Annotated in this window: 9 protein-coding genes and 1 pseudogene; 8 read left to right on the top strand and 2 right to left on the bottom strand. The window is 64.9% G+C overall.

Features of this window, described 5'->3' with window-relative positions; all coding sequences use genetic code 11:
* Positions 1-15 precede the first annotated feature (15 nt).
* The 7 genes from lodA (at position 16) to J7302_RS15000 (ending at position 11,094) form a co-directional block, all read left to right on the top strand.
* Positions 16-2,022: a CTQ-dependent lysine 6-oxidase LodA gene (gene lodA, locus J7302_RS15030; protein ID WP_215376129.1), complete on the top strand. Its 2,007-nt coding sequence runs from the start codon at positions 16-18 to the stop codon at positions 2,020-2,022.
* Entirely contained in the window at positions 2,012-3,133 is a 1,122-nt protein-coding gene (locus J7302_RS15025) for a tryptophan 7-halogenase (protein WP_215376126.1), read from the top strand. The genes lodA and J7302_RS15025 overlap by 11 nt, the downstream gene beginning before the upstream one ends.
* Before the next feature lie 493 nt (positions 3,134-3,626).
* Positions 3,627-5,315: a Na/Pi cotransporter family protein gene (locus J7302_RS15020; RefSeq protein WP_215376122.1), complete on the top strand. Its 1,689-nt coding sequence runs from the start codon at positions 3,627-3,629 to the stop codon at positions 5,313-5,315.
* Between the two features lie 310 nt (positions 5,316-5,625).
* Positions 5,626-5,925, top strand: coding sequence for a hypothetical protein (locus J7302_RS15015; RefSeq protein WP_349814450.1), 300 nt, complete (start codon positions 5,626-5,628; stop codon positions 5,923-5,925).
* 160 nt (positions 5,926-6,085) lie between these two features.
* The gene (locus tag J7302_RS15010; protein ID WP_215376116.1) at positions 6,086-8,344 is read left to right on the top strand and encodes a putative bifunctional diguanylate cyclase/phosphodiesterase; all 2,259 of its coding nucleotides are present in this window, start codon (positions 6,086-6,088) and stop codon (positions 8,342-8,344) included.
* A complete protein-coding gene (locus J7302_RS15005) occupies positions 8,341-9,933 on the top strand; it encodes a methyl-accepting chemotaxis protein (protein WP_215376113.1) in 1,593 nt (530 codons plus the stop codon). Before J7302_RS15010 ends, J7302_RS15005 begins: the two co-directional genes overlap by 4 nt.
* Before the next feature lie 117 nt (positions 9,934-10,050).
* On the top strand, positions 10,051-11,094 hold the full coding sequence (locus tag J7302_RS15000) for a DUF5924 family protein (RefSeq protein ID WP_215376110.1): 1,044 nt from the start codon (positions 10,051-10,053) through the stop codon (positions 11,092-11,094).
* Between the two features lie 47 nt (positions 11,095-11,141).
* Here J7302_RS15000 and J7302_RS14995 read toward each other — a convergent pair whose 3' ends face one another.
* Positions 11,142-12,368, bottom strand: coding sequence for a nucleoside recognition domain-containing protein (locus tag J7302_RS14995; RefSeq protein ID WP_215376105.1), 1,227 nt, complete (start codon positions 12,366-12,368; stop codon positions 11,142-11,144).
* Positions 12,369-12,701: 333 nt separating this feature from the next.
* Between J7302_RS14995 and J7302_RS26540 the strand changes: the two are divergent.
* Positions 12,702-12,830: pseudogene (locus J7302_RS26540) on the top strand (NAD(P)H:quinone oxidoreductase); the annotation flags it as partial.
* Between the two features lie 178 nt (positions 12,831-13,008).
* On the opposite strand, the gene J7302_RS14990 reads toward J7302_RS26540, so the two are convergent.
* The gene (locus tag J7302_RS14990; protein WP_215376101.1) at positions 13,009-13,170 is read right to left on the bottom strand and encodes a DUF1328 domain-containing protein; all 162 of its coding nucleotides are present in this window, start codon (positions 13,168-13,170) and stop codon (positions 13,009-13,011) included.
* Positions 13,171-13,330 lie beyond the last annotated feature (160 nt).

The raw sequence follows: 13,330 nt of genomic DNA, 5'->3' as shown, positions 1-13,330 counted from the left end.
AGAGGAGGAAAGGAGATGGACCAATTCGTCATAGGCCCGAGCATCGGCATCGCGAGGGTCGGCAACAGCCCCGACGCCTTCTACCTGGCGCCGGAGACCATCGGCGGCCGACCGATTGCCTGCGATGCCCAGGGTCAGCAACTGTTCGACCATGGCCAGCCCATCTATGTCGACCAGTACAAGGACCCCGAGGGCCGCATCAAGCGCCAGGCCGCACGCTTCTGCGTGTTCGCGGTGGCCGCCGACGGCTCGACCCGCGAAGTCACCCTCGACGACCCGCAGGTGGCCAGCCTGCAATGGACGGTGCACCTCGCGAACAAGAAGGCCGCCTGGTACAACTTCCAGGAGCTGCAGGGCAACCTGCTGCTAGGCCCGGACAATAGTTACGAGAAAGTCGGCGTGCCGCTGCGCAATGCGAGCGTGACCAACGAACAGCAGCGTCAGCAGCTGATCATCGACCCGGGCCCGCGCACCCTCGATGGCCGAGGCGGCGTCACCGAATTCTCCAAGGACAGCATCCCGCCGGACTACCGCTACGGCTCCTTTCCGCCGGCACCGTCACAAGGCCTGCCGGTGAACACCCTGGGCGAAATGCGCACTGACCAGCAGGGCCGCCTACTGGTGCTCGGCGGCTACGGCCATGCCGGCGGCAACCAGCCGATCACCAGCTTCGCCGGCGCCGACGGCTGGCATGACGACATCTCCGACGGCCCGGTCAGCTGCACCCTGACGTTCAAAAACGGCCAGGTGCTCAACCTCACCGCCTGGTGCATCGTCGGCTCACCCAAGTTCGCTCCGGAACTGGAGAACATCGTCACCCTCGACGACCTGATCTTCGACGTCTCGGTGCGCGATCTCGGCCTGCTGCCGACGCTCTATCAGAACGGTCGCTACAACCCCGACTACGTGGCCAACTACCGCCGCGACATCGAGCCCATCCTCAAACGCCCCGGGGGTTACCGCTGGGTGGCCTCGGTGCCGGCACTCAGCAGCTTCTCGCCGCCACCCTTCGACGCCACCGACGCCAGCCCGCAAGCCGCCGAGTACCGCCAGGCCTACTTCCGCCTGTTCCGCGACCCGGGTGAGAACGGCTTCACCGACGGCCAGCAGGGCCAGCTCTTCGACAGCGACTCGGGCATCCCCCTCATGCCGCTGAACTCGGGCTCCAACTCGGTCAGCAACGCGGTGCTGGCGAAGTTCCTCACGCTTACCCGGACCCAATACTTCCTGCTGGGCCAATGGGCCGCCGGCAAGTTCACCCTGGACCCGCCGGCGCCGCTGCCGAGCGTCACCGCACTGGACCGCGCCAGCGTCGGTAACTGCGTCGGCGGCCCACTCTGCCCGGGCATAGAGGTGACCTGGAGTCTCTATAGCCCCGAGCTCTACGAATCGCCTTTCCGCATCCGCCACCGACATGACGAGGCTTACTACTTCCACTACGGCCTGGACCCACAGGAGAATGAAACCGCACCAAACCCAAGCGTCCAGGGCTGCGAACCAGGTGACCTGACCAAGCGTATGGCCATTCCCTGGCAGGCGGACTTCTTCCAGTGCACGGTGCAGTACGTCAACTTCACTGACCCGGAAGTGAACAAGCAGGACGGCGTGCCCAAGGCGCCGACTTACTATGCCTACTGGTGGCCGCCGCAAAGCCCGTGGAACGTGTTGCCTGGCGACCTCACCGAACAGTCGCAGAACCAGTCGGGCATTCCCTCGGCCCTTCAGTCGATCTACAGCCGTGGGATCAACAGCTTCTCGGAGATGATCCAGGCCTGGCATTACCTGGGCTTCATCACCAACCAGGCGACCGGCCCCTACCGCGACCTGTTCCCCTACTTCGTGGAGACCGAACGCAACAATGAGCGCTTCGTCGCCGCCAGCGTGGCAGTCGCGGGAGCCGGTAACGCGGTGACCGGTGCGGACGCCAACTTCTTCAATACCTGGTACCTGGCGCCCGACCCGCAACGACCGCAGGTCGATACCCGCCGGGCCGTCCCGCTGCGGGGGCACCTTGTACGCTGAGCGCCCGGGAGCCGTAGACGTAGTGATCGCAGGGGGAGGGCCGGCCGCATGCGCGGTCGCCCTCACCCTGCGCCGCTACACCGGCCTCTCGGTGATGCTGGTCGAACAATCGGGCTATGAGCACAGCAAGGTCGGCGAAACACTGTCTCCCGGCGTACTGCCCTTGCTGGACTACCTCGGCGTGGGGGAGGCCTTCCGCGATGCCGGTTTCAGCCCGTCCTATGCCTTCACCGCGGCCTGGGGCGACGACCAGGTGCGTGCGCGCGATTTTCTCTTCACCGGTCGCGGCCATGGCTGGCACCTGGACCGACGTCGCTTCGACGCCGGACTGGCCAACGCAGCCCGATCCTTCGGCGCCCAGTTGCTGCTGAAGGCACGACTCCGGGACATCTGCCGCGAGCAGGAGGGCTGGTGCCTCACGGCCAGCCTGGAGGACGGCGAATTGCCGCTGCGCTGCGGCTACCTGATCGACGCGACCGGACGCAGCGCCTGGCTGGCACGGGCGGTCGGCGCGAAGAAGCTGCGGCATGACCGACTGGTGGGCGTCGCCACCTATCACGCGGCGTCGACGGTGCCGGTGGAGGCCTGCTCGCTGGTCGAATCAGTTCCCCAGGGCTGGTGGTACAGCGCGCCGGTACCGGACGGAAGGGTGGTGTCGGTGCTGATGACCGACTCCGACCTGCTGCAGGAAAACCACGCCAGCCGCTTCGCTTTCTGGCAGGCCGCGCTGGACCGTGCACCGCAGACACGAGCGCGCATCGGCGGGCGCGAAGCGGAAGAACCGCTGCGGATCTGGCCGGCCCACTCGCAATCGCTGGTGCCATGCTGCGGCCCGGGCTGGGCAGCGGCAGGAGATGCGGCAGCGGCCTTCGACCCGTTGTCGTCCATGGGCATTGGCTACGCCCTGAGCACTGGCATCCAGGCCGCCCGCCTGGCCGCTGCGCACTTCGCCGATGGCTCAGGGGAGGCGCTCCAACGCCAAGCCTATGGCGACGACATAGGACGGCACATCGACGAATACCTCACCCTGAAGCGCGGCTACTACCAGGCGGAAGGGCGCTTTGCCGAGGAGCAGTTCTGGGCACGAAGACGAGCAGGCGAAGAATCCTGAAGCGCGGATTCATTGGCTCTGTCCCAGTTAAGTGTTGTCACTGGCTGGCTCCCTTGTAGGAGCCAGCTTGCTGGCGAACGGGCGCATTTCGCGAGCAAGAACTCGGCGTCCCCCTCGCTCCTACAGGGCTCTCAGCCCGACCGTCGATGGCTAGCAACAGCTAACGCCGACAGAGCCGATGCATTCGCGAAACGGCACAGGGTCCAGCGGGTCGACAGGCGATTTCATGGCTGAATTCGCTCCATGAGCATACTGCGAGGGCCACTTGCGGAAACCACCTCAACTTATTTCGCCAACTCCTTGATGAATAACGAGCAGAATCCTCCATTGCGCGCTTTACTTGTCAGCAAGTGCCGTAAAAGTCAGGGACCCGTGGAAATCCTCAGGTCCCCTGAAGGTCAATTAATGACAAACGCGCTACTACTCGCCTGACTGCCGCCGCTGTACTCCGCGGTTGGATACAGCGGCTCTCGAGTTCGCCAGGAGGGCCACCATGCTGACGCTGCTCAATTTGCTTTCCGCCGTCGCGCTGCTCATCTGGGGCACGCACATCGTGCGGAGCGGTATCCTCCGCGTCTACGGCGCCAACCTGCGACGCCTGCTCAGCATCAGCGTGCGCCGCCGACCACTGGCCTTCGCCGCCGGCATCGGCGTCACCGCGCTGGTCCAGAGCAGCAATGCCACCGCGCTGCTGGTCAGTTCCTTCGTCGCCCAGGGCCTGATGCTGCTGGCCCCGGCCCTGGCCATCATGCTTGGCGCCGATGTCGGCACGGCGCTGATGGCGCGGGTGCTGACCCTGGACCTGTCCTGGCTGTCGCCGCTGCTGATCTTCTTCGGCGTCATCCTGTTCCTCTCACGCAAGCAGACGCGCCTGGGCCAGCTCGGCCGGGTCGGCATCGGGCTCGGACTGATCATCCTCGCCCTGCAGCTGATCGTCGCCGCAGCCGAGCCCATCACCACGGCCAAGGGCGTGAAGGTGCTGTTCTCCTCGCTCACCGGCGATGTATTGCTGGATGCGCTGACCGGCGCACTGTTCGCCATGGTGTCCTACTCAAGCCTCGCCGCCGTCCTGCTCACGGCGACGCTGGCCGCGTCCAACGTCATTTCGCTGAAGGTGGCGCTGTGCCTGGTGATTGGCGCCAACCTTGGCAGCGGTGTGCTTGCCCTGCTCAGCAGTAGCCTGCAGAACCCCGCCGGCCGGCGCGTGGCCCTGGGCAGCCTGCTCTTCAAACTGGCCGGCTGCGTGCTGGTGCTGCCGCTGGTGGGCCCACTGGCGAACTGGATGGATAGCTGGCCAATCTCCAACGCCGAGCTGGTGATCGCCTTCCACGTGCTCTACAACAGCGTGCGCTGTGGTCTCTGCCTCCTGTTAATCGTGCCAATGGCGCGCTTCTGCAATTGGCTGCTGCCGGATCGTCCGCAGCCGGACGATGTGGCCAAACCCCGGCACCTCGACGCCACTGCCCTCGAAACCCCCAGCCTGGCACTGGCCAACGCAGTGCGCGAAACCCTGCGCATGGGCGACATCGTCGAGCAGATGCTGAACAACCTGCTACACCTGCTGCGCGGCGGCGACCCGTTGTTGGGCAAGGATATCCACCGGCTCGACGACGACATCGACGCCCTCTACACCGCGATCAAGCTGTACCTGGCACGCATGCCCCGGGAGGATCTGGGCGAGCGCGACAGTCGGCGCTGGGCGGAAATCATCGAGCTGACCATCAACCTCGAGCAGGCCGGCGACATCATCGAGCGCATGCTCGACGACGTGCGCAGCAAGAAGGACGGCCAGCGCCTGGCCTTCTCCGCAGAGGGCCTGGCGGAAATCATCAGCCTGTACGACCAGCTTGTGGATAACCTGCACCTGAGCTTGTCGGTGTTCCTCAATGGCGATCAGGAGAACGCCAAGCGCCTGCGCCGGGCCAAGCGTCGCTTCCGCATGCTCGAGCGGCGCTACGCTCATGCCCATGTCGCGCGACTGCACCAACAGGTGGTGCAGAGCATCGAGACCAGCGCCCTGCACCTGGGGCTGATGGGCGATATGAAACGCCTCAACTCGCTGTTCTGTGCCATCGCCTATGCGGTACTGGATAACCCCGACGCGCCAGATGCCGCCGAAGAGGAGCGAGAAGAATTGGTCGCGCGCCGGTACTTCGAGCCGGAGATCAGCTCACATCGCTGACCAGCTCCCCGGCAGGGTGGCGCAGGATACGCCGGACGCTCCAGAAACAGCCGCAGAGGGGGCGCAGTGCTGGTAACGGGCGGTTTTACCTTCGCCCGAGTCACTGTCGCGCCCCAGGGGGCCAGAAACGCCAAGGGGCAACAATGCGATGTTCTTCGACAGAGCCTCTCTAGAATGGACATTCCAGTCCAGATCGACTGTCCGTAGGCAAGCGCAGAAATTTGACCTGGATCAATATTCATGACCGAGCAGCCACCTAAAGTCGTAGCCCTTTGCCATCAGCCAACGCACTAAAAAAATGAAACATCGCGTGCCCCTTCTCGTGCTGGCCAGCGACGACCAGACGCTCGCTATCCAAGCCGGCTCCCTGGTCGAACGCAGCGAGTTGACCTGTACCCTCCTTACCCGCAGTAGCGACTGCCTACAGATGCCCCTCTGCCGATGGCTCAAGGATGCACCTCTCAACCATGCCGGGCGCATTCAGGCGCTGCTGGGCGAGACCATCGAGACCCTGGAAAGCACCCGTCACGCCTTCAAGTCCCGAGAGCTGGGGCGATTACGCAAGCGCCTGCAGCAGGCTCTGAAGGAGTTGTCGGACCCCTCCAACTGATGTAAAAACTGCCCGGGCAAGGTTCCGCAAAAGCGGAAGCCGGCTTTGCCGGGCAGGACACAGGGGCCTGCAAGACAGAGCGCCGTGATCGTGAGCTTCTTCCGAGGCTTCCGATCACGGCGCTTTTTTTATTCCCGGGAAAACCTCCCGAGGAGGATGCATGGGCTTAGAACAACAATTACAAGCAATGCTCGGACGAATCGGCCTGACGCATGCGGAGGTCCTCCAGCGCTGCCAGTACCTCGACTGGCAGGACACGGATGCCGCACGCCTGGGCCAACACGCTGCGGGCCTGGACAATTGCCACCAGGCCTTCGTCGAGCGTCTGTACGAACACCTTGGACAATACGAGCCGATCGCCGGAATCCTCGATGAACCGGCCACCCTGGCGCGGCTCAAGCACAGCCAGCTGGGTTATTACCAGCAGCTCTGGCGCGGCCCCTACGACCAGAGCTACGTGTTGCACCGGCTGCGCGTGGGGTTGGTGCACCAGCACGTAGGCGTCGAACTCAAATGGTATCTGGGTGCCTACCGCCTCTACCTGGACCACATGCTCACCGAATTGCTGGGCGAGCACGAAGCCAGTGCCACCTATGCGAGCCTGTTGAAGGCAGTGTTCTTCGACATGGCGCTGGCCATCGACACTTACAGCGCCGCCCAGCGGCAGGCCCTGGAGGACAGCGAAGCACGCTTCGCCCGAGCCTTGCGTGGGGCCAACGATGGCCTGTGGGACTGGGACCTGGAGCACGACCGGCTTTACCTCTCCGAGCGCTGGGCGAGCATGCTCGGACTGACCCGTGACAGCCTCGGCGAAGGCAGTGCCAGCTGGTTCGGTCGGGTCCACACCGACGACCTGCCCAGCCTGCGCCAGGCCGTGGATGCGCACCTGCGCGGCGATACGCCCTCGCTGCACCATGAGTACCGTATTCGCCAACGTGACGGTGGCTATCTCTGGGTGCTGGCACGCGGCGTCGCCGAGGGCGGCCGCATGGCCGGTTCGCAAACCGACATCAGCCAGCGCAAGGCCACCGAACAGCAACTCAAGCATGCCGCACGCCACGACCCGCTGACCGGCCTGGCCAACCGCCTGCGGCTCGATGAGCTGATGCAGCAGGCCCTGCAGCGCCGGCAAAAGCCTGGTGCGCGGGAAGCAGCCCTGCTGTTCATCGACCTGGACCGCTTCAAGCTGATCAACGACAGCCTCGGCCATGCCACCGGGGACCGGGTGCTGGTGGAGGTGGCCCAGCGGCTGTCGCGCTGCCTGCGTCCAGGCGACCATCTGTCGCGTTTCGGTGGCGATGAGTTCGTCGTGCTGCTCGACGACCTGGCCTGTCTGGAGGACGCCGAGCAGGTTGCGCGCCGTATGCTCGAAAGCCTGCACAAGCCGCTTCCCCTGGAGGACCGCACGCTATCCGTCAGCGCCAGCATCGGCATCGCCGGGCTGCTTGGCGCAGACCAGGCCGTGGATGCCCTGCAAGCCGCCGATCTAGCCCTGTATCGCGCCAAGGAAGCTGGTAAGGCGCAATTCGCCCGCTACAGCGCCGAGCTGCAGGAAACAGCCCGGCAACGCCTGGACCTGCACAACGCACTGGCCCAGGCGCTGGCTCGCAAAGAGTTCGAACTGCACTACCAGCCCATCTGCCGGATTGACGGCGAGCGGCCCGTGGTCACCGCGGTGGAAGCCCTGCTGCGCTGGCGCCAGGATGGCCAACCGGTATCGCCGCTGCAGTTCATCCCGGCGCTGGAAGAATCCGGCGAAATCATCCCGGTGGGGGAATGGGTGCTACGCGAGGCTTGTCGCCAGACGCGCTGCTGGCAACTGGCGGGGCAATCGTCGCTGAGCTGCTCGGTCAACCTGTCCAGCCGCCAGCTGCTGCAGCCGGGGTTCGCCAGCCAGCTCTCAGGAATCCTGCGGGAAACCGGCCTGGACGCCAGCAGCCTGGTGCTGGAAATCACCGAAAGCCTGTTGATGCAGGACGGCGCAGACACCCTGGCCTGTCTGCGTGAGCTGTCCAGTCTCGGCGTGCGCCTGGCGCTGGACGACTTCGGTACCGGCTACTCCTCGCTCGGCTACCTCAAGCGCTTTCCGCTGCACCTGCTCAAGGTCGACCGCAGCTTCATCGGCGGTGCCCCGCACGACCCGGAGCTGCGCGCCATCTGTCGCGCCATCATCGGGCTGGGCCGGAGCCTGGGCCTGGAAGTGGTGGCCGAAGGGGTGGAGCACCCCGAACACGTGGACTTCCTGCTCAACGAGGACTGCCGCTACGCCCAGGGCTTCTGGTTCAGTCGGCCACAACCCCCGCAGGTATTGGAGCGTCTGTTCAACGGCGAGGGGTATTTCGAGGGGCATGGCTGTCTGCTCGGAGAGACCGGGCCGTTCAACCTGCGCGATGCACTCAACCAAGGAACCAGTCGATGAAGCTCAACCTGCCGGTGACCGGCCGGGCGGTCAAGTTCGACGCCAGCGCCAACATTCTCTCCACGACCGATCTGAAAGGCGTGATCACCCACGTGAACCCGGACTTCCTGAGCATCAGCGGTTTCAATCGCGAGGAGTTGTTCGGCCGCAGCCACAACATCGTGCGGCATCCGGACATGCCCGCCGCCGCTTTCGCCCACCTGTGGGCCACCCTGAAATCCGGGCGCAGCTGGATGGGCCTGGTGAAGAACCGCTGCAAGAACGGCGACCATTACTGGGTCAGCGCCTACGTCACGCCCGTACTGCGCGACGGACAAGTCGTGGAGTACCAGTCGGTACGCACCTGCCCCGAGGCAGGGCAGGCCGATGCCGCCGAACGCCTCTACGCCGAGCTGCGGGCCGGGCGCCAGCCACGCGCATTGCGCCGCCCCCGCCTGGGGCTGCACGGGCGCCTGCTCGCCGGCTGTGGCCTGGCCATTGCCAGCGGCATTGGCCTGGCCAGCCAGTTCGAGGACCTTCTGCCGTTTGCCAGTATTCCAACCATCCTGGCCAGCCTGGGGCTCTGCGGCGCCTGGCTGCACTGGCAGCTACGACCGCTCCAGACCCTGCTGGGCAAGGCCCGAAGCATTGCCAGCAACCCGCTCAGCCAGCATCTCTACTGCGGCCGCAATGACGAGTTCGGCGAGCTGTCCTTCGCCCTGCGCATGCTGGAAATGGAGGCGGGCGCGGTGGTTGGGCGTATCGCCGAATCATCTCGGCAATTGGCCGAGCATGCCGAGCACCTGGCCACATCGGTGACCAGCACCAGCGACGCGACTCGCCAGCAGCAGGCAGAAACCGACCAGGTCGCCAGTGCTGTCGAAGAAATGGCCTACAGCGTTCAGGAAGTCGCGCGCAACGCGCAGCAAAGCGCCACAGCCGCGGACCAGACCGATGCGGCCGCCAATCTCGGCCGCCAGGAGGTGGAAGCAACCCGCCTGCGCATTACCGAACTGGAGGAAGAGGTGCGCTTGGCGACAGGAGTGGTGCAGGACGTGCGCAAGCACAGCGATGCGATCAGTCAGGTGCTGGAAGTGATCCAGGGCGTTGCCGAACAGACCAACCTGCTGGCCCTCAACGCGGCTATCGAGGCGGCACGGGCAGGGGAGGCAGGCCGCGGCTTCGCCGTGGTCGCCGATGAAGTGCGTGCCCTGGCGTCGCGCACGCAAAGCTCCACCGCGCAGATCCACCGCATCATCGACAGCCTGCAGCAGGGCGCCGGACAGGCGGTGACCGCCATGCAGCACAGCAGCGAACGGGCCACCGACAGCCTGCAGCAGGCCCAACGTGCCAGCAGCTCGCTGGAATCGGTGAATCTTCAGATCAACGCCATCAGCAGCATGAGCCTGCAGATTGCCAGCGCAGTCGAGCAGCAAAGTGCTGCCAGCGAGGAAATTCAGCGCAGCCTGACGAACATCCGCATGGCCGCCGACAGCAATACCCTGAGCAGCATCAAGAGCCAGCAGAGCGCGCAAGAGGTCGCCGATCTCGCCGGCGGCCTGCGCTTGCTGGCCCAGCAATTCTGGAGCAGCAGGCGCGGACCGGGTTGACCAGTCCTCGACATCCACGAGCAGCTGCGCCCATCAGGGCGCAGGCCATGCGACTTCTCAGTAGCGCCGGGCGGCAGTATCCTGCGCCACTTAGCAATCACCGCCTGCCCTCGACTGATGCCGCTGTCGACCTACAAGCCCCACGTACTCAAGCTGATCGCATTGATTCAGCGCCATCCCCGGCTGATCGCGCTCTATGGCTTCTGCTCGGGCGTGGCGAGCTTCCTGCTGGTGGATCGCGGGGCGCGGGTGGCCAAGGTGATCGCCATCCTGATGCTGGTGAGCTGGGTCTGGCTGGTGTTGGAGCACTTGTTCCGGCGCAGCATCGAGCGGCTGTTCGGCATCGAGATGCCGCCGCCGCTGATGCGCTTCCTGACCCAGTTGATCCACCAGGAAAGCCTGTTCTTCGTGCTGCCGTTCTTCCTCATCACGACCAGTTGGAACAGCGGCCAAGCGCTGTTTACCGGGCTGCTGGCCGTAGCAGCGCTCTGTTCCATCACCGATCCGGTGTACAACAAGTTCCTCGCGCCACGGCGCTGGTTGTTCCTCGCCTATCACACGCTGACGCTGTTTGCGGTGTTGCTGGCCGCGCTGCCACTGATCCTCCAGCTGACCACCGCGCAAAGCTACCGCTGGGCCCTGGGCAGTGCCGTGGCGCTGTCGTTCGCCAGTCTGTTCGGTGCTATCCGTGTCCAGCGCTGGTGGCGAGGCCTGGCCATGGTCGGGCTGACCCTGGCGATGGGCGGGGTCGGCTGGATGACCCGCACCTGGGTGCCGCCAGCAACACTATGGCTCACCGAAGTGGCCGTGACACCCGAACTGGACAACCACCGCCGCACGCCGGGCGAAGGGGTGAAGGAAGTCACCTCCAGCGAGCTGCGCAGAAAGGGGCTTTACGCCTACACCGCGATCAACGCACCGCGTGGGCTGAACGAGCGGATCTATCACGTCTGGCGCTTCCGCGGCCAGGTCGTGGACCGCATCGCCCTCGACATCAACGGCGGGCGTGAAGCCGGCTACCGCGCCTGGACCCACAAGCAGAACTTCCCGTCCGATCCGGTGGGCCGCTGGCAGGTGCAGGTGATTACCGAAGCCGGGCAGATGATCGGCACCCTGCGCTTTCGCGTAACACCGTCGGAGCTGCCGCCCAAGCCGCGTTAAGGAGGCAGCCCCTTGCCCGGGGCTACTTGGCGAATGAACCGCCGGCCTTAGCCGAAGAACCAGTAGCAGACGCCGATGGAGGCCAGGACCCCGGCCAGGTCCGCGGTCAGAGCACAACCCACGGCATGCCGCGCACGCTGGATGCCCACTGAACCGAAGTACACGGCCAGCACGTAGAAGGTGGTTTCCGTACTGCCTTGCACCGTCGCCGCCACTAGGGCGGGGAAGCTGTCGACGCCCTGGGTCTGCATGGTCTCGATCAGCATGGCGCGGGCCGCACTGCCGGAGAATGGCTTCACCAGCGCTGTGGGCAAGGCATCGACGAAGCGGGTGTCCCAGCCGAACCACTCGACCATCGCGCGAATGCCATCGAGGCCAAAGTCCAGCGCGCCGGAGGCGCGCAGCACGCCTACGGCGCAGAGCATGGCTACCAGGTACGGCAACAGCGTCTTGGCCACGTCGAAGCCCTCTTTCGCCCCTTCGACGAAGCACTCGTACACCGGCACCCGCTTCAGCGCGCCAAGCAGCAGGAACAGCAGGATCAGGCCGAACAGTGTGAGGTTGCCGAGCAAAGAAGACAGCGCCGCCAGCGCCGTGGCGGAGAGCCCGGCAAGCAGCGCCATGAAGCCGCCCAGCAACAGCGCGCCGGGTACCAGGTAGGCGAGCACCACCGGGTCCCAGAGGCGCAGGCGCTGCACCAGTGCCACCGACAGCAGGCCAACCAGGGTAGAGCAGCTGGTTGCGAGGAGAATGGGCAGGAACACCAGGGTCGGATCGTCCGCGCCCTGCTGCGCGCGGTACATGAAGATCGATACCGGCAGCAGGGTCAGCGACGAGGCGTTGAGCACCAGGAAAAGGATCTGCGCATTACTGGCCGTGGTGCTGCTGGGGTTCAGCTCCTGCAGGGCGCGCATGGCTCTGAGGCCGATCGGGGTCGCAGCGTTGTCCAGGCCCAAGCCGTTGGCGGCGAAGTTGAGGGTGATCAGGCCGAGCGCCGGATGCCCCGGCGGGACCTCGGGCATAAGCCGGTGGAACAGCGGCGCCAGGATACGCCCCAGCCACTCCACCAGGCCGGCCTTCTCGGCGATCCGCAGAAAGCCCATCCACAGCGTCAGGGTGCCGAACAGCAGGATCATCACCTCGACCGACAGCTTGGCCATGGCGAACAGGCTTTCCACCATCGCCGCCCATACCGCCGGGTCACCACCGATCCAGCGCCCGAACGCGGCCACCGCCGCTACCACGAAAAAGCCCAGCCACAGGCCGTTCAACATTTGCAGTTCCCCCAATCAGTGACGCGGATGATAGCGGGACGGAAATGGAGGGGCGAATTCATTCGCGAAAGAGGGCGAAGGCTTGCGGCGGAAAAGTTCACGGGTACCCGCTAGTGTCCTGTTGGCTAAGTTCGTTGACTTTAATCCGAGCGAGCAAGCGCTGGTCGCCCCTCTCCCGGAGGGAAAGGGGCGACCAGCGTTCGGGTGAAGGAAGTGCAACCAGCCTACAAAGACCGCGATAGATAACGCATTAACCAGACAGGCCACTAGCCTGGAACTCCGGCCGCTTGTGGTCGCTAGCTTGTGGGTAAGGGGAGAACGGCGATATTGCGGGGCAGCTCACCCTATGGCGCAACTACCGTGGCCGATGGTGATGGCTCGCGCTCATCCACCGAGAAGGAACTGGCCCTGGCCCGATTCCAGGGCGAGCACATCGCCAAGCTGGCCAGCCGTCTGCGGTAGGTGACACATGTGCCGTCCGGGCGCTGGTCTTTGACCAGTACCCGGTTTCGGCCTTTTCCGACCCAGCCCGCCGTGCGGAGGTAACCCCTCTACCCCTAGGTCGCGCCGCCCATAAAACGCGGAGCAACCCGGCCCCATGGTCCATCCCTCGATCCATCGAATCTTGCGATCCCCTCCATCAGCCTCGTCGGCGCCCCATGATGAGAGACACCACGAACAGCACCAGAAAGATCACGAAGAGAATCTTCGCAATACCTGCAGCAGTACCGGCAATGCCTCCAAACCCCAGGGCGGCAGCAATGATGGCAATTACCAGAAATGTCAGAGCCCAGCTCAACATGAGTCTTCTCCTTCCACTTTCGGGTGGTCGTCGATGGGCTCGAGGCCCGTTCAAAACGGCCGCAACCTCCCTGTTCGCGGCGTAACCCGGCGTGTCTGGAAAACGATCCCAAGAGGTTGAAAGACCGCTCCACCAGGCTGGGTAACAAGACTTCGGCAAG

The organism is Metapseudomonas boanensis (assembly GCF_018704125.1).
Taxonomy (GTDB): Bacteria; Pseudomonadota; Gammaproteobacteria; order Pseudomonadales; family Pseudomonadaceae; genus Metapseudomonas; species Metapseudomonas boanensis.
The sequence above is the reverse complement of the archived record's forward strand: the minus strand, read 5'-3'. Positions and strand labels throughout refer to the sequence as shown.

Bases quoted from the DNA above. Each gene is read 5' to 3' on its own strand.
- lodA (WP_215376129.1), top strand. From the start codon at position 16: ATGGACCAATTCGTCATAGGCCCGAGCATCGGCATCGCGAGGGTCGGC.
- J7302_RS15020 (WP_215376122.1), top strand. From the start codon at position 3,627: ATGCTGACGCTGCTCAATTTGCTTTCCGCCGTCGCGCTGCTCATCTGG.
- J7302_RS15010 (WP_215376116.1), top strand. From the start codon at position 6,086: ATGGGCTTAGAACAACAATTACAAGCAATGCTCGGACGAATCGGCCTG.
- J7302_RS15005 (WP_215376113.1), top strand. From the start codon at position 8,341: ATGAAGCTCAACCTGCCGGTGACCGGCCGGGCGGTCAAGTTCGACGCC.
- J7302_RS15000 (WP_215376110.1), top strand. From the start codon at position 10,051: ATGCCGCTGTCGACCTACAAGCCCCACGTACTCAAGCTGATCGCATTG.
- J7302_RS14995 (WP_215376105.1), bottom strand. From the start codon at position 12,368: ATGTTGAACGGCCTGTGGCTGGGCTTTTTCGTGGTAGCGGCGGTGGCC.
- J7302_RS14990 (WP_215376101.1), bottom strand. From the start codon at position 13,170: ATGTTGAGCTGGGCTCTGACATTTCTGGTAATTGCCATCATTGCTGCC.